Annotated in this window: 23 protein-coding genes; all 23 read right to left on the bottom strand. The window is 53.4% G+C overall.

The window, feature by feature from the left end:
* Positions 1–193: 193 nt before the first annotated feature.
* Complete coding sequence (locus BN6628_RS08730) at positions 194–1,477, bottom strand: HsdM family class I SAM-dependent methyltransferase (RefSeq protein ID WP_068616546.1); 1,284 nt, start codon at positions 1,475–1,477, stop codon at positions 194–196.
* Between the two features lie 166 nt (positions 1,478–1,643).
* Positions 1,644–2,207: a nucleoside/nucleotide kinase family protein gene (locus tag BN6628_RS08720; protein ID WP_235847605.1), complete on the bottom strand. Its 564-nt coding sequence runs from the start codon at positions 2,205–2,207 to the stop codon at positions 1,644–1,646.
* Entirely contained in the window at positions 2,194–2,538 is a 345-nt protein-coding gene (locus BN6628_RS08715; protein WP_068616542.1) for a hypothetical protein, read from the bottom strand. The genes BN6628_RS08720 and BN6628_RS08715 overlap by 14 nt, the downstream gene beginning before the upstream one ends.
* Positions 2,535–2,756, bottom strand: coding sequence for a hypothetical protein (locus BN6628_RS08710; protein ID WP_148449269.1), 222 nt, complete (start codon positions 2,754–2,756; stop codon positions 2,535–2,537). Before BN6628_RS08710 ends, BN6628_RS08715 begins: the two co-directional genes overlap by 4 nt.
* Positions 2,753–4,135, bottom strand: a complete 1,383-nt coding sequence (locus BN6628_RS08705) for a hypothetical protein (RefSeq protein ID WP_068616538.1) — start codon at positions 4,133–4,135, stop codon at positions 2,753–2,755. The genes BN6628_RS08710 and BN6628_RS08705 overlap by 4 nt, the downstream gene beginning before the upstream one ends.
* A 393-nt stretch (positions 4,136–4,528) precedes the next feature.
* The gene (locus BN6628_RS08700) at positions 4,529–4,921 is read right to left on the bottom strand and encodes a 3D domain-containing protein (protein ID WP_082926849.1); all 393 of its coding nucleotides are present in this window, start codon (positions 4,919–4,921) and stop codon (positions 4,529–4,531) included.
* Between the two features lie 59 nt (positions 4,922–4,980).
* Positions 4,981–5,841 (bottom strand): hypothetical protein, encoded by an 861-nt coding sequence (locus BN6628_RS08695; RefSeq protein ID WP_068616536.1) that lies wholly within the window; start codon positions 5,839–5,841, stop codon positions 4,981–4,983.
* A 12-nt stretch (positions 5,842–5,853) separates the two neighbouring features.
* Positions 5,854–6,081 (bottom strand): hypothetical protein, encoded by a 228-nt coding sequence (locus BN6628_RS08690; RefSeq protein ID WP_068616534.1) that lies wholly within the window; start codon positions 6,079–6,081, stop codon positions 5,854–5,856.
* Positions 6,081–6,329: a hypothetical protein gene (locus tag BN6628_RS08685; RefSeq protein WP_068616532.1), complete on the bottom strand. Its 249-nt coding sequence runs from the start codon at positions 6,327–6,329 to the stop codon at positions 6,081–6,083. Before BN6628_RS08685 ends, BN6628_RS08690 begins: the two co-directional genes overlap by 1 nt.
* A 117-nt stretch (positions 6,330–6,446) precedes the next feature.
* Positions 6,447–6,656, bottom strand: a complete 210-nt coding sequence (locus tag BN6628_RS08680) for a hypothetical protein (RefSeq protein WP_068616531.1) — start codon at positions 6,654–6,656, stop codon at positions 6,447–6,449.
* Positions 6,653–7,219, bottom strand: coding sequence for a dUTP diphosphatase (locus BN6628_RS08675; protein WP_068622121.1), 567 nt, complete (start codon positions 7,217–7,219; stop codon positions 6,653–6,655). The genes BN6628_RS08680 and BN6628_RS08675 overlap by 4 nt, the downstream gene beginning before the upstream one ends.
* A gap of 152 nt (positions 7,220–7,371) precedes the next feature.
* Positions 7,372–7,530, bottom strand: coding sequence for a hypothetical protein (locus tag BN6628_RS26080; RefSeq protein ID WP_157692468.1), 159 nt, complete (start codon positions 7,528–7,530; stop codon positions 7,372–7,374).
* Positions 7,531–8,403, bottom strand: a complete 873-nt coding sequence (locus BN6628_RS08670) for a hypothetical protein (protein ID WP_068616528.1) — start codon at positions 8,401–8,403, stop codon at positions 7,531–7,533.
* A 119-nt stretch (positions 8,404–8,522) separates the two neighbouring features.
* Positions 8,523–8,705 (bottom strand): hypothetical protein, encoded by a 183-nt coding sequence (locus BN6628_RS08665; protein WP_068616526.1) that lies wholly within the window; start codon positions 8,703–8,705, stop codon positions 8,523–8,525.
* Positions 8,702–8,890, bottom strand: coding sequence for a hypothetical protein (locus tag BN6628_RS08660; protein WP_068616524.1), 189 nt, complete (start codon positions 8,888–8,890; stop codon positions 8,702–8,704). Before BN6628_RS08660 ends, BN6628_RS08665 begins: the two co-directional genes overlap by 4 nt.
* The gene (locus BN6628_RS08655; protein WP_157692467.1) at positions 8,887–9,546 is read right to left on the bottom strand and encodes a crossover junction endodeoxyribonuclease RuvC; all 660 of its coding nucleotides are present in this window, start codon (positions 9,544–9,546) and stop codon (positions 8,887–8,889) included. Before BN6628_RS08655 ends, BN6628_RS08660 begins: the two co-directional genes overlap by 4 nt.
* Positions 9,434–9,709, bottom strand: coding sequence for a hypothetical protein (locus BN6628_RS26075; RefSeq protein ID WP_157692466.1), 276 nt, complete (start codon positions 9,707–9,709; stop codon positions 9,434–9,436). Before BN6628_RS26075 ends, BN6628_RS08655 begins: the two co-directional genes overlap by 113 nt.
* Positions 9,710–10,687, bottom strand: coding sequence for a hypothetical protein (locus tag BN6628_RS08650; RefSeq protein ID WP_187386122.1), 978 nt, complete (start codon positions 10,685–10,687; stop codon positions 9,710–9,712). It abuts the gene before it with no gap.
* An 87-nt stretch (positions 10,688–10,774) separates the two neighbouring features.
* Positions 10,775–11,026, bottom strand: a complete 252-nt coding sequence (locus tag BN6628_RS08645) for a hypothetical protein (protein WP_068616520.1) — start codon at positions 11,024–11,026, stop codon at positions 10,775–10,777.
* Positions 11,027–11,374: a hypothetical protein gene (locus BN6628_RS08640; protein ID WP_068616517.1), complete on the bottom strand. Its 348-nt coding sequence runs from the start codon at positions 11,372–11,374 to the stop codon at positions 11,027–11,029.
* Positions 11,375–14,203, bottom strand: coding sequence for a DNA polymerase (locus BN6628_RS08635; protein WP_068616516.1), 2,829 nt, complete (start codon positions 14,201–14,203; stop codon positions 11,375–11,377).
* 21 nt (positions 14,204–14,224) lie between these two features.
* On the bottom strand, positions 14,225–15,466 hold the full coding sequence (locus BN6628_RS08630) for a hypothetical protein (RefSeq protein WP_068616514.1): 1,242 nt from the start codon (positions 15,464–15,466) through the stop codon (positions 14,225–14,227).
* Positions 15,467–15,527: 61 nt separating this feature from the next.
* Positions 15,528–15,947: a hypothetical protein gene (locus BN6628_RS08625; protein WP_082926847.1), complete on the bottom strand. Its 420-nt coding sequence runs from the start codon at positions 15,945–15,947 to the stop codon at positions 15,528–15,530.
* Between the last annotated feature and the right edge of the window lie 73 nt (positions 15,948–16,020).

Genomic DNA, 16,020 nt, shown 5'->3' with positions numbered 1-16,020 from the left:
GGCTCTAACTGCGGAATCAATATGCCGCCGTGTTAACAGGTATTTCATGATGCCATCTGTAGGCCTCCAATCCGGTCTCTAACTCGGCGGGCGACTTGCAAATGTAGATCTCACGGCCAGCCTGTGTGCAGATGCGTATAGATTGCGGCTCATCGTGAAGAACCTAGCGGATGGAAGCGGTCAAAGTAGTGCATTATGCGGCCTCCTTAATGGTTGAACTCGCGCTTGTCTCCGCCGGACGAGAGATTGCCTGTTTCTCTTGTCCCTGTTGCGCAAGTTCTACGTAATAGTCCGCTACAATCCGATCCTGCCAGCCGAAGTCAAACGTACTAACCAGCTCAGCTCCGCCTTTACCGCGCCATTCGATTTCCTTGCCGGCGCCTAGTGTCAGTTCATTCCAACGGTAAGGCCCGTCTGAGTATGTTTTGCTTGCGATTTGGTGCCCGTCACAGGTATCGTTACCGTGAGAAAACATGAACGTGCTGACGTCCTTGAGACTGTGCCACGACGGAATATGCGGATACAAATTCGAGCGCACCAGGTAATCGTCCGTAAAGTCTTCGAGCAATTCGTCCAGTTGCGTGAGTCCGTCGCCCCATTTATCGGTTGATTTACCGTCTTTGTCGTAGCCGATATCCGTTATTTTCGCGAAGTAGGCCGGAGGTTGCCCCGCTAGAAATTTGGCACCAAAGTCGGCTATATCTCCGTAATCACTGCGGAAATTCGATCCCCACCGCTTCTCTGCAGACGGAATGAGCGGAGTTCCTGGCGGCGCTTTCCGCACGATTAAAATTTGCGTTGGAATCGTTGTACCAGTTAGCGCGAACGTCTCGCCCGGCAACATTACAGTCGCTACGTGCCAACACGCTTGGTACAATAGCTGGCGCACTTTCTCCGCATAATTAGCGTAATTCAGACCCAGAGGAAGCACGAACGCAATATAACCGCCGGGCTTGACCGCTTTAATCGCAAGTTCGATGAACGCACACTCTGACTTGCCGCCGAGTCGGCCGCCTTTCTTTTTCGTCAACGTCACGAACTCGTCCGGTACGTCTTCGGCCGCGATATCGATACTAACGCCGTACGGAGGGTTTCCGATTACGTAATCGTAGTAATCACGACGGTCGAACCGGAACGCATCGCCCTGGATTACGTTAGCGTTCGGATATAGGAGCGACGTAACCTTTGCGCTTGTCTCATCGAGTTCGAGCGCAGTGACCTCCGCGTCTTCCGGCAGGTGTTCGATGAATACGCCGCTGCCTGCCGACGGTTCGAGAAAACTTGAGCCAACCGGGAACTTACCGTCGGAGAGACCGCGCAATGCTTCGATAATGAAGCGGGCAACGTGTGTCGGCGTGTAAAAGGCACCGCCTGCGTATGCATTCGGTAAGAGCCCGCCTGTTGACGTGTAGTTCTGGCGGAGAAAGTCGAGGTCCTCCGCCGTTATTTGTTCGCGTGGCTTTGCGATGATCGCCATGCTTCGGACGTTTCCGTCCCATCTTGCGCGTGATGCTTTTCCGATAAGTCAGCGCCTCCCTTCACTGCGTCCGCATACCCGGCCCAATAGCCCAACCGCTTGCCCATCGCAAAGCCCCGGTCGTACGCCTCCGCAACACGTGCGTTTAGTTCTGCGGATGTGTGGATCAAACGGCCTCACGCCTTCCTAGCGATAGATAACGCATTATCTCGTCAATCTGCGCGTACAGCTCCGGCAGGCCTGCGTCATTCACAACGGTAAAGTCCGTAGCGTATCCATCTAGCGCCGTTTCCGTTCCGTGCATGAGGTCCGCATAAGCGAAGCTGTCGCCGGACTTAATAGCGCGATCGATGCGAATTGCGTCCGGACACTCTACGCGGATAAGGACGTAACCCTCAGCGTTTAGGCGCCCGTACTCGTTTGGCTGGCGAACGTCAGAGATGACGGCGCGAAAATCAAAGCTACCGTAATACTGGCGCTTTACTTCCGCAAGGCAGCTCGTGATCCATATATCCTCCGAAACGTGCTCACGCATGAACTGTCCGTGAAATTGGTAGCCAGCGCGAGGTTTCGGTTCGCGCGGAATCTCGGGATATCGGCGGTGGAAATCGTCTTTTAACGGGTCGCCGAAAGCAAAGCGCGTGTATCCGCACTTGTCCGCGAGATAAGCAGCAACAACGTCCTTCCCTGCTCGGAGACGACCAATGAGACCAATGTTAGGCAGCGTCAACTTTATCGCCTCTCTTTCGCGTATTCTGTTGCCGCCACTTTTCACGCATTGCCTCGAACTCAGCCTCCGTTTGAAATTCACGGTTTAGCGCCTTGGCGTGCGCAAAAGTATTCGTATCCGTATCGTAAATCAACGCCCAATAGCGCACGTTGCGGCCAAACTTCGAATCAGGCAGCGTCCTGTAAAAACGCCAGAAGACGCGGAGCACCTTGGAAAGAACGTTTGTCTTAATCACTGCGAAGTATGCGAGGTACACGACCGCTGTGTAAGTCAGCGCGAGGACAACGAGCGTCGCGCAGGTGAAGCCGATCCATGTAAATACTATCGTCATTCCGCGGCCACCTCCGATTTGACATATTTCTCGACCGAAAACTTAACGCGAAACTCCGCCTTTCTCTCGTCACTAGCACGCCAACCAGCGAAGTCATCGACGGCACGCGTTACGGCCGCATTCGCCATTCCTTCTGTGTAGTAGGCTGCACGCTTGGTGTATTCGTATGGTGCGCCTTCGTAGTAGAGAACGTACACTGCGTGTGCTTGAGCCATCAAGCAGCCACCTCCTTCCGTGATCCGGCGCTGTCCTCAACTTCGCTCATGCGTGAGTCGTCGATCACTTTCGGATTCGTACAAGGCGCCCCATGCCGTTCGGCAGCGTCAAGGTAAACAAATCCGGAAATACCGCTGACGGTGCCGCGGAGTTTCTTTCCCTCTACCTCAGTCACCGGCATTACCAAGCGCTCACCGCCTCGGTTATCGAATGCTACGATATCCCCCACGCGAACCTCCGTCGGATTCGGCACGCTCAGATATTCCGCAGGCACTTGGAGTCCCAGCACACGGCGCAGCGCGATTGCCATACCGATATGTGCGTTGAATACGTTGTTTGGTGCGCTTTTAGCGATTCCTCTCGCCCAAATCGTCTTTCCCAGGAATGACGAACTAATTAGCGCAACTACAGTCCTTTTATCTCGATTAATAACGAACTCAACCGAGTCGTATCCGTCCGGATCGTAAATTGCCTTGGAACCGGGACTGTGGCAAATAGGTACGTTATACAGCTTTCCGGATAACAGCGCCTTAACGTCAGTCTTCGCATGCTCAACGATCTCGTCACGGAGCTGCTGCGGGGTCTTTTCCGTGTTACCGAATTTACATAGATCTTTCGCTAGAGCTTCGATTGATCCGGTTAGACCGCCGATGCCGACATGTTTCGGCTTACTTGCGAGCTCAAGCGCTTCGATACGCTCTTTCAATGCCGCCAGCTCGTCCGCAAAGCCTTCGTTAATGAGGGCGATGTCCAGGCGTGCGACACGGAGTTTATCCGCTTGATTGCGGACCGTTTCCTCAAGCGTCTGAAAGCGGGCGGCCAATGACGCAATGTTCTCCGCGACTTGTTCCGTTGCTGGCTTCGTGGAGAGCAGCGTTGTCGAAGCGGAATCTACCGGTTCGAGTACTTTGTACTGTGAGTTTCCGTTCACTATTCCGGTTCTCCATACGCCGTCTTCAGCGTCATATCCGACGTTCCCCTGTCCGTTAAAATCGATCCAACCGCCATCTTTCATTATCCCGACATTGCCGAGCGAGAACGCCCAATAATCAGCGTCTACCTTCGTGATAACAACACGCTCGCCCACCGCAGCCGGCCGATTGACCAAGCGGTATCTGACGTCGCCGATACGGATAATGTCGGTCGGTTCGAGGACTACGTACGACTCGTCATCGGAGTAGCGCGTAGCCCCTACTAAATCTTTAGTCACCGCATCCCCGGAGATGTCCAGTCGGAGGACTTCCGCTATAGTGCCTCTGGGGTAGTCGGTTCTAGCGCGAAGATTCTTAATCCGTTCCCCCTCGGCCGCCTTACGCTTAACCTCGCGATATTCACGCTGCAGGCCGAGTTCGTCGGTTAATACAGTAAAATTTAAAGTCATTCAAATTCCTCCTAATATTTTCCGATATAGTTAGAAAAGAAGATTGGTGGTTGGTAGTTTTGTTTTTGGACAGAAAGACACTGAGGAAATTAAAGAAGTTAAAAGATAACTTCTCTTCTTACACCCTTGAAGAGCTAGAACTATTAAGACTAAATCTGCTCGCTGCTGAGGAGAACAATAAGCAATTCGCGCTTACTGGAATCATGTTTACTGTGTCGATTGCCATCATCACTAATGCCATTATTCCGCCAGAGATAAAGGTTACCGGGCTGATGGTTCTACTTCTCGTAATAGGAGTTGGCGCCCTAATCGCATCAACTGCTACCAGGAGAGTTATTCATGAACGTGGAGTCGTAGATTTGTTAATAGAAGAAAAACGCAAGTCAAGTGCTCCTACTCCCCGGCGCGTATCTCCACGCGTAACTTCTTCTTACCGAAAATCAGGGCGTCCTTAACTTTCGGAATGTAAACGTCAATCTTACGCCCTTTAATTCGTCCTCCCCCGTCCGTACATACTCGATCGCCGACGCCCTCAATCCGCAGTTTAGTCCCGAACGGCAGTTCCTTCGGACACGCGGCCGTCACGCCTTCTTCGACCGGTTTACCCGACGCGGTAATGCCGGTACTTGGCGTGTAGTCATCGCCGACAGAGTACGCTGTAACCGCGTATATTTTTGCTGTCCGCTTTTTCACGTCTTTTGGCGAAGACTTAGCGGATACCTGCGTTTGTGCCTTCGGAGCCTTGCCTGTTGACTCCGAAGATACTTGCGCAGGCTTAACGTTCATATTAGGCGGAATTCCGTTAATCCCGGACAGTGCGATAATAAGCGATACTACTACGTGTATTAAGCCGCTGATGCAACCGCCTCCTCCCCGCCGAACAACTCGTCTATGCTGGCGATAAGGGCTGCGCGTGCATCGGCTGGCGTGATCTTTTCGAGCGAGGTGCTACAAGCCCAATCCGTCATTCCTCCGGCTGACTCGACCTGATAAGGGATGTCCGAGCTATCCACAGTAATTACGCGAACAATATCACCGTGATGGAACTCTTCGTTATACGTGCGGCTGACAACGCGCGCCCAGTCGCCAACTTTGAGCGCTTGTTCCTCGGCAAGTTGCGTTTCGAGGGCCGTGATCTCAGCGGTTAGAGCCGCGAGTTCGGTACGTTTTTGAGCGATGATTTCCGAAGTAGAAGGAAGAATACGTAATCCTCCTTCGTTGATGATAAAACGCTCGCCTTCCGCAGTCTCTACGATCCATAGCGTTCCCCAGCTAGGATTTTCATGGGTTCCTCTCGTCAGAAGCGTGACAATATCCCCGTTTTTCATAGCCTTGCGGCTATCTGTGCTATCGCTATTTACCGCAGCGTCCGGATATCCGTGCTTCTCCGCAAACCGTTTATACGTTGTATAGACTCTTCCTCGATTAATAACTTCCGCTTTTCTTCCGTCTTTTCCGGTGACTTTGCGGAATAATGTGATTTCATCGTCCATCTCCGTGTCTACTTCGTACACGTCACCGTCCAAGTCAGCGAAACTACCTTCCGCGCCGACGAGGTAAAACGTCCCCTGCGGTAGATACGAATAATCCCAATCACTCCGTACAATATCTCCGGGCTCGCCAAACCCTTCCGTCTTTACGTACCGCTTACCTCCGTACTCAATCTCCGTACTGCTTATCGTCTTTACTCCGCTTAATTGCGCCAAGATAACGCCTCCTTATTCGAAATTTACGTCAATAAAATCGAGCGTCCGCTTATCGTTCAGATCCGTTATAAGCACGCCTCGCTCACGGAAGTTAACGCCACTGTGAGCAGTTAACGTGTCGCCACCCGCTAACATAGCGCCAATCACTACGCCAGTGATTTCTCCACGTCGCGCCATGACTGCGGCTTCTTCGAGTACATCGGCGACCTTGTTAGGAAACGAAATGATTTCAGCGCTCATTAGGCGTCCTCCTTCGAAATTGAATACGGTGCGGGGACCGCGCGGTCTTTGTAGGGCTCAACCGCTATTTTCTCCCGCTCAACTACCGCAAATCTTGCTACCGAAAACGTACAATCCCGATAGGACCAGTAGCGGGCGACTTTCCGCGCCTCTTTCTCAGCGCGTTCTCGTGTTTTATACGTCCGGATTGCGCCGTCTTTCCGATACGGCCGCTCATCGATCAGAATTACGTAGATCGCATCGGTCAAGTTTTTCGCCCTCTTTCTAATTTCGTTTAGCGAACGCAGCGACTGCTTCGCATATTGATCCGACGCCAATTACGACAATGAAAAACGTTAGAAACGGATGTTCATGCGCCCATTGCGTCATTTACGCACTCTCCTTTCCGGAGCCCTGCGCTCCCTCATGAAAGCGCGAAACAACTCCGTCAATTTCTTCGCAGCCAGTACGCACTCGATTACGTAAGCGTAAAGACGAGTTAGTCCGTAGGCGGCCGCGCCGGTTAGAGCGATGAGTCCGATTAATCCGAGAACAAGCACCGCATAGTACGCAATTGCTACAATAATTACGGTCATTCAGCGCTCACCCCCGTATGTCCGAAGCCGCCAGCGCCCCGCTCCGACTCCGATAACTCCGCGACTACTAGGAACGTGGCGCGCTCGACCGGTGCGATTACCGCTTGGGCTATGCGGCCGCCTTTGCGGATGATGTACGTTCCTACTGGCACAGTGTCCTCCGTTAATACATTCCCTTGCGGGGAGCATCCGGTTCCATCAATCGTATGAAGTGCGTTGTGCCTAACGGTCCACAATTCGTACGGCTCATTCTCAAAGTGGTCGATTTCGTATTCTGGATGCGCAATGTTATCGACGATCACCGCAACCTCACCGCGATATCCAGAGTCAACGGTTCCGAGTTGAACGCGCAGCTTCGTATTCTTCGTTACTCCGGACCGTGGCCGTATCTGCAGCTCGTAACCATCGGGGATCTGGAACGCAAGACCCGTCGGAACGGCCTTCGTCTCTCCGGGCGCGATAACCACCTCTTCTACCGCTACGAGGTCAAATCCTGAATCGCCGGGCTTAGCGTATCGCGGTACGACCGCATCCGGATGTAGGCGCTTGATTTGTACGTTCATTCTACGTCCTCCTTCGAATAATTCCGTTAATAGACCGAGTTGCCTGCGCGCATTCTCCGTTCTATCCGCAACGGCCGCAAGCATCTCCGCCCGGTCAGCGCGTCGGTCCGCAATGAGTTGAGCCTGCGTTTTGTCTACGATTTTAACGGGGCTCATTCCCGCGCCTCCTCAAACGCGATGTCAGCGAATACTACAGCGCAGAAAAATAGTGCGAATCCAACGATAATACCGTCCGGGTCGTAGATACCGAAGATGTACGCGAAAAACAGAACCGACCAATATGCCGCAATTAGTGCGTTAAGTATCTTCATCTACGCAGTCTCCTTCGCGGACACGGCGCCATAGTCAACGTCAGTGTCGTCAATGACTTCGTATTGTTTGTCCGCAAGCCAACCGCCAAAGTCCGTTACAAATGCGTGATTTCCGTACTCACCGCCGTCATTTTCCGGAACTCTTCGTTTAAGCACCCGGTTTTCTCCTATACACCGCCCGGTAGTTCTGCGAACAACCGCACCCACTCGCGGCTCATCCGGCTGCGGCGCGTCAGTATACTCGGTCGGAATCGGCAGCCCCAACGCCTTTCTAAGCGCAATTGCCTTGCCGATCTCAGCGTGGAATACGTCACCAGGCGCACACTTGGCGATGCCTTTCGCGTCGGGCATATTTCGTTTATTCCGTCCGTGGTAAATAAGCGCTGTGACCGCACGCTTTTCGCGGTTAACGTGGAACTCAGCGTAGTACGTGCGATTATGGAACGGAGTTCCCTTCGGCAGGTCTGTCCATATATCGCCACCAATCCGAATCAACTCCGCCACGTCCTTACGCGCCTTCTCGATGACTTCCGCACGAGTTAACGGCTTGGACACCGGTACTGCGCTCACTCTCAGCTCTACTTTATCTATCTCCGCTAGAAGTTTGCGAAGGCCGTCCGCATTGTCACGCACAAACTGGCGGAAGTTATCGTAGAGCGGATCAGATTCGAGAACGACGTATTCGCTGTGTCTGATTCCAACACCTACGCCCTCAGCGAAGACAACGTTCGTCCAATTGCCGGGGAAACGCGCGGTGCTAACCGTGAGAATATCACCTACTTCGTACTCTCCACACGGCATGAATGTCTTGACAATCTTAATACGCTCGCCCACCGCTGCTTTGCGTTTAACTTCGTTATATTGCGTCTTCATATACGATCGCCTCCGTTTTGAGATTAGCGCGTGTGATTTGCGCTTATGTTGCTTAATAGAAGGCTCGTTTTGATTCCGCACACTTTTTCGCAAAATAAAAAAAACGGAGGGCAACGGAATTACTCCGCTACTCTCCGCTCTGTGTCCGCTAATCTAAGCCGGGCTTCCGCCAATCTCCGTTCATACTCCGCCGCCATTGCGCCATAAGTCGCGACAGCCCGTTCCAAGTTCGCAACCTCCTCGCGCTGGAACATGAGAAGGCGCTCGGCGACCGTTGCGTCCGGACGTACCCGCGCGATCATGCGGCAGCCTCATAGAAGATAATCAACGCTGAGAACAGCGCTCGGCCTGACGGTTCTATAGACTGGGCGTAGTGGAACTCCAATTCTCGCCCATCCTCGGAAACTCTATTAGCGTACTCATGAACCCGTTTCCCAAAGTCTTCGCCGTACCCGGATACATGTGCGGTACCAAGATATTTCCTCACGCCGCAACAACTCCTTCCGTATCTATTAGACCCTCACGAATCAAGTACGCCAGCGCTACAGCGCACGCGTCGCTATCATCGTATCCGGCTCGAAACTTGTAAGGACTACCGTCTGGACCATTAGGCAACCGAAGCCACTTACGTACAGCCGCCGCAACTTCCGGCTTCTCCGCCTTTCCATTTCCGGTTACGATTTTCTTAACGCTGGTCGGGCTCAGCGCAGGCTTCAGGTCTTCCGCACGGTAGCCGAACGCCAGTAGTGCGCGGTCAGCAGCCGCCCATGATCCGAATACGAGCTGCGTCGCCCGTTTATTCCGCCCGCTGGTAAAGTCCTCGCGAACCACGATATCGAACGGCCTATTTTCGTAAATGAATTGCGAGATAAACGACTCGACCGCAACATTCCGCACGGCATCCGTATCGTCTTTCGTTGTAGCCACGGACGAGGCCGCGATGAGATACGGAGTTCTATTCCGCACCTCGATCGCCGCAGCTCCGGGCGAAGACGATAAGTCTAAACCTAGTATGCGATACGCCGGTTCTTTACTTCGGTTCGTGGCCGATTGATCCGCCAGGGCTAACGCCTCCTTTGCGAAAAGTGTATACGCTGTTCGCCGTCTTAACCGTAAGGACGTCGTACCCTGCGATGCTCTCAACGCGAGAGGTCTGCAGGATCTTATTGTGATCGTCGCGATACACGAGAAGGAGCGCCTGGCCTACGTTAAGGTTCAGAATCTCTACGCGCTGGCCCTTACGCCGGGCTTCGCGATCAGTCGGAGTACCGCCGTGCGTGCGAATGGACTCGATAATGTACGTCAATCAGGCCGCCTCCTTCACGGCTCCGTGTTCCGCTCTAATCCGATGTATATCCGCTAGGGCTTGCGCTGGGCCACGCTTTTTATGATCGGGGAGGTTGGACCGCTGTAGGGCTGCGACTTGGCGTTCGATTTCCGCAAGCTCGGATGGCGATAGCGATAAGGCACACGCCTGCTTAAAATTGTTGAACGTCCACTTGTCGATGTCCAATTTCGGAGGCTCGCCCGCTTCGGCTGCCGCAACAATTCCCGCGAAGTGGTCGAGGACTTCCGTGCGCATTTCGTCCGTAATGTGTAGGCCGAACGCGAGAATATCCGGGCTCTTTTCGAAGTCCTCGGGCGTCATCTCCCACGCCTTCTTAGAGCCATTTACGTAGAGGATAACGTAGTAATCAAGCGGATCGGACGGCGTTCCGTACATCGCCGAGTACGTTATACACTGCTTCACGTGGTCCTCCTTCGGCCCCTTACGCGCGGAGAAGCCCGACGTCATCGAATACGTAGTCTGCTTCGATTTTACTTCGAGCCCAACGCGAATCTCACGCCCCAACTCCGGCACATAAACACGCATAATACCGTCACCCGTGCCGTAAAGTCCAAACGTCTGACCGGCGTGCTCCGCGATCTTCGATACCTTCGCAAACTCCTCAAACAGCGGCTCGCCGAGTCCGTTACGCTCGAACTTGAATGGAGGATTCTCGCCCATGTGCCGGGCATAATGCTGCTCTGCAAAGAGAACGTCCCGCTGAATCATGTCGCCGATTGACGTTCCCAGGCGCACCCAGCGTCCCTGATGCGGTGGACGTTCCGTCTGCTCCTTCTTGGCGCCGCGCATCTTTTCGTAGAGCCCGCGAGCATCCGAATTGGCGGCTGACGGAGAAAAGTACGGAATGCCGCGAGGAGGCCATACCTTGCGAGACTTGTCCGTTAGGTAATCGTAATACCACTTGTGGATCTGCGCATCGAGCGCGTCATCGTACACTTCTGGTGCGGAGTGCCATTGATTTAAGAATTGCGTAAAGTCCTGCGCGAGTTTATCTGCGATTGATTGCGATATGATGGCCGCCTCCTAATAGCTTTCGATTTGATAATCGTATATTCCGAGTTCTCCGTTGGACGTGACGAATGCGATCGCGTAGCAGTCAATGTCGTATCCTGCGCTATCGAAGCCGCCGCAATAAGCGTAATTACAAGTAATACCAAACCGCTCGCGTACCGCATTCACCGCGTGAACGAGAACGTCCTCCCCCTCAATATCCGGATTATGCTCGGCCTCTTCAATTGCTGCATCAATTAAGTCAATCACTTTTCCCGTTGTCATTTACGCAGCCCTCGCGGAAATGTATTTAATAACTGTGACTTCTTCCGGGACGACTTCGTCAATACTCACACAAAAGTCGCCGCCTTCTTGGCACTCGGTCGCAGGAACTTCGCGGCAGATACGGAAATGCGATACCTGTCCGTCCGGCTGCTCAACGCGATATACGTTTGTCTTAAAGTTCGTCCATCTACCGCCGTCCTCGAACTCCTCATCTACGCACCCAACCGCATAACCTTCAGGTTTGTATGCGCCAAGTATCACGTCAACCGCCTCATGCGTTTCGTCCCACGCCTGACCCTCGTATTCATCTCCAATCAACTCGCGCAACTTTGCAATAACGTTTTCCATTTACGCAGCCTCCTTCGGTTTCTGTTTATCAAAATCCCACGCGTCAGCGCGGTACTCTTTCATCCAACGCGGTTCGATCACCGTATCACACTCAAGCGGACAGGCAAGCGTAACCGTATTCGTCATAATGTCGGTATACAGCGCAACAGCTTCCGGCGTTACCTGCTCGATCGGCGCGGCGTGTTTCTGCTCGTCGTGCAAAGTCAACGTAAACTCCCATCCGCGACCAAGCGTTAACTCGTAATAGCCGCGGATCATGCAGAATTTAAGAACGTTCGCGCCCGAGCCTTGAACTTCGTGATTGAACGCCGCCCGCTCATCACGTCCGGTTAAGCGGATAAGCTGCCAGAATTCGTTGCGATCCGCCGGTGAAAGCTTGTACGTCTTCTTGCCGAGCTCCAGATCGTTCTTATCGCGAATGCCAGCTCGCTTCATCAATACGCAAAGACGCTGCCAATTCTTTCGATATTCCGGGAATCTGCGCTTCTGTCCCCATAGTGTCTGCGTCCATCCGTGTTCCCGCAAGTGTTCGAACGAGGCGTTAACCATCGTACTAAAGCCGGGCAGGATTTCGTCGAACTTCGCATAGGCGCGCTTCGCTTGTTCCTCCGTGACACCGCGCTTAACCGCAGTCTTAACGAACTGGTCTTCGGCCTGGCCGTAACCTTTCGCGAGAAACATATCCTTCGTCAGCTTACGGTAAGGAATCGAAGTAAGCCCGGCTTTATACGCACTCTCGAAGCATAACTCGCGAGGCACATCGAACATCATGGATGCAAACTCGACGTATGGATCGAGACCGGCCCGGTACATATCCGCAAAGGTTGGATCACCGTGTTCCGTCTCCATTTTGTGCGCCTGTAGCCGCGGCTCAATGGACGAGAGGTCGCTGCCGAGGAACAGACGGCCTGACGGAGGAATGAACATGGTCCGGACCTTCTCGCCCTCTTTCGTGCGCGCCGGAATGTTCTGGACGTTGGTTCCTTTCGCGACTTTCTTCTCACCACAATCGACCAACGCACGCATAGCCGCTAAATAATTCGTATCAGTTACGGACTCCGGCCGCAAATCATTCGGCTTACCCGAGTACCCCTTCGAGCTATACCGCCCGGTTGAAACGGTATCGAGCTGCGTGTGTAAACGACCGTCAACGTCGAGCGCCTCCGGAATCTTATCGATGTACGTGCCGAGCAGCTTCTCATACGCAGATACGAGTGCGAGTGGCTTGAGTGCTTCCTCTTCCTCAAAGTAACGGTCGAGCACGTCCTTTGACACCGCGCGTACCTTCGATTTGTCCTTGACGATTTGCTTCGTACGATCCGTGATTCCGAGGTGATCGTAAATCAGATAGCGCAGATGGTTGTCGTTCGTGAACGAAAACTCCTCGATAAATAGCGGCGCATGTTCCTCGTCAGCCGGCGCAAGGACCTCCGCTTCCAACTCCGCAAGCTTGGCGACAGCGCTCGTATATTTCTTAAGCGTCGTTTTGCCGGTCGCTTCACACTCCGCAATAGTTGCACGCTGTTTCCGCTTCGCTTCCTCGTTACGGACGATCCTCTTACGCTGGGACTCGATCCAATCCGCAATCTTCTTCGCATTAAGTGTGCGGTCCATCTTACGGATAAACGCCGGATCGTTAACGCCGTATTCCTTCGCGACGTCCGCCTGAGCCTGCGCAAGTCTCGGCCGCAGCTCATCGCCCAGCGCTTTGAGTCCGTCCAAGTCAATGACGAAGCCTGTACGCTCGATATTAACGTTGACTTCCGTTAGATACTGCCCAATCTCGAAGTATGCGGTCGCCAGGTTATCCGTCGCAATAAGGTTATCGATCTGCCAGCGCGTAAGCCACCAACCTTTAAGTACGTCCCATATCGCGTATATTCCGACGAGTTCGATCGGATGAATCATAGGCGACTCGTTCTGAAACAGGTCCTCAAACGTAAAGTCCGGGCAGTCGACGCCGATTGCTGCCTTGTACTTCGTTATCAGCGGTTTCAGACTGTACGTAGGTTCATGATCGTTAAGCGTCCGCATAGCTTCGAGCGAGTCATATCGGATACCTTGCGGCTTGAGTCCGTCATTAAGCAACATCGCCAAGTCAAACGGCGCGTTGTGGAACGATTTAATCTGCGAAGGAAGCGACATAAAACGCTCGATCGCGCCAAGGGCCGCCGACCGCGTACACTGCTTCTCGCCCGTTAAGTGCCCGTAAGCTACGTAATAACCTTCGTTCAAAAGCGGAAGCCACACGGAGTAACCGCCGGTCAGGTCGATCATTTTATCAACGCCGGATGTCTCCGTATCCCAAACGGTCAAGGACTGCGCGTCGGGAATCGTTATGCCGCGTTCAGCCAGCTTCCGTTTAATCAGCGTATTGTTAAAAAGCGCGAACACCTTCGCGAACCACTCGTCGCCGCCCTGCAGCCGCACCTCTTCACGCAATCGTTCAACCATTCGCGGCAGCTCCGCGTCGTCAGTAATCACGTAAAAGTTATCCGGTTTCGTCCGCAGCGTCTCCGCAATCCTCTCCGCACGTTCGGCCGATTGTTGCTCCGCAAGTATTCGCTGTCCTGCCGCAATGACGTCCGCTTTCGTGACTTGCCCACCGCCGGAGCGGAGAGACGGATAATTGCCTGTTTTACCCGTCTCAATTACGGCATTTACGAGTTGACGCTCGCGGTCCGTTAGTGACATGCGACTAATGCGTTCAACTGCTTCGGCCGGCGTCTCTTCCGCCGCTTTCTTGCGTTTGGCTGCGTCCTTAACGCGTTCGGCTGCGGCGTCATCAACGGTCGGCGAGCGAAGATTTAGCGTTAATTTAACGTCCAAAGTACGCCACCTCCCGGTTTATTAAGCTGCGTTCTTTTCGGGCTCGGTGCGGTCAAAGCGCTGTTCGACCGGAACGATCAGGCGGTGGCTTGACGCGCGGTCCGTACAAGTACCATATCCGGTTTTATCCGCCCATTTAACGACAATTCTATCGCCTTCTATGCGGAGCACCTCTGCGAAGCCTAAGTGTAGGCAGCCCGGAAGAACCGTCAAATCGCCCGCCTTATACTCGTTCACCTTACGCCCGATCTTCGACCAACGCGCTTCCTCTTCGTGCTGAGCAGCTTCTTCCGCAGAGAGTTTCGTTAACTCCGAAGGATCTGCGTTCCAAATTGACTGCGCCGGAAAGTCAACAATGACACGTGTATCCTCTACGCGACGTATCGTTCCAACGTCTCCGTTCTCTACGCTGCCCCAACTGTACCGAGGACGTTTTCCGTCAGGGACCGTAAGCTTAACCGTATCGCCCGGAGCAAACTGTGCGAGAAGCTTCTTACGTTCGATCTCCGCCAATTCCTCTGCGCTGACCTTTTCGAGTTGGTCCGGCTTGGCGTATCCTGCTCCGCCAGTCGGCTTAGTAATACGGATTCTCTCGCCACTGTGTAGTGAACACTTGGGATCTTTAACTTCGTAGATCTCTCCGTCCATAAATCCGTTTAGTGGGTGCTTGTCGCCTCCGCTAACCAGCCGCACCTTATCGCCAACTGCAAATTCATTGCGTGGGTCAAGCGCGTCTTTAGCTGCGGCGACTTCCGCTTCGGTTGCTCGGACGAGTGCGAATGGGCGCGCCCAAGCTGTTCCGCCTACGATATGCCCGACGATTGTTCGTACTCTATACGGAACAGCGGACGAGTCCATCTCGATAACCTCGACGATATCTCCGACCCTCGCGTTAGATGAAATCGGATCGTCCTCGCTGGTTTTTTGGTCTGCGACTACCTTCGCGTAATCCCCGACTTTCAGGCGTTCAGGAATTCGCGCAATTTGCGACTGCTCCGCTACCTTTTCGTAGACATCAAAACTGTCCCCCGCCGTATCGTAACTATCGCCGTCTTCATCAGTAATCTGTGCGTCACCACACGCGTCAATTTCATCAACGAGGTAGAACGCTCCCTCATGTACGAATGAAGTCGCATATGCAGTAAACTTTATGATATCGCCCGCCCGCGGCTTGCGGTCAACTTTGCGGTACTTAACGGATTTACCGTCTTCGCCTCTTACCTCTACGTCCACATTCGGAATTACTACGTTCAATTTCGCCATTTAATCGGTCTCCTTTGGGCGCTCGTAGGCGCGTTTATTTGGAATTGCGTAGCTACCGTTACTAAGCCGCGATATAATCCGTCGGTCCCGCCAACTCCGTTTCACCAACGTTTACCGCGTAAGTAGCACGGTCCAACTCGATCGGCAAGCGAACCCAGCGTCGCTCGGCGCTTGTCTCCGTCGCCCAGTACTCAGATTGCTCGTTGTTCTCGAATACGTAGACCGTAGGCAACCCGCCATCTTCCGATCCCATGACACCGATAAAGTAATCAGTCTCGGATAGCGTATACGGCTCTCCGTTACCTTTTCGTCCGTTAACCACGAGATCGCCGCGTCGGTCTGTCCGCACCTTAATCGTCTTAACTTGGAACGTTTTCCATGCGCGGCTAACCGGATCTCGTGCCACGATATCGAACGACTCGTCCGTGTCCGTTGTGGCTACCGTCCATCCGTTAGACATGAGTGCGAGCCGAGCCGTCATTTCCGAGTGCTTCCCTTTAACTTCGTTTATGTGTGCGATATTACCGCTTCCCTTCGTTATTGTTTGGTGTTCG

The organism is Paenibacillus tuaregi (assembly GCF_900086655.1).
In the GTDB taxonomy this organism is placed as follows: domain Bacteria; phylum Bacillota; class Bacilli; order Paenibacillales; family Paenibacillaceae; genus Fontibacillus; species Fontibacillus tuaregi.
The sequence above is the reverse complement of the archived record's forward strand: the minus strand, read 5'-3'. Positions and strand labels throughout refer to the sequence as shown.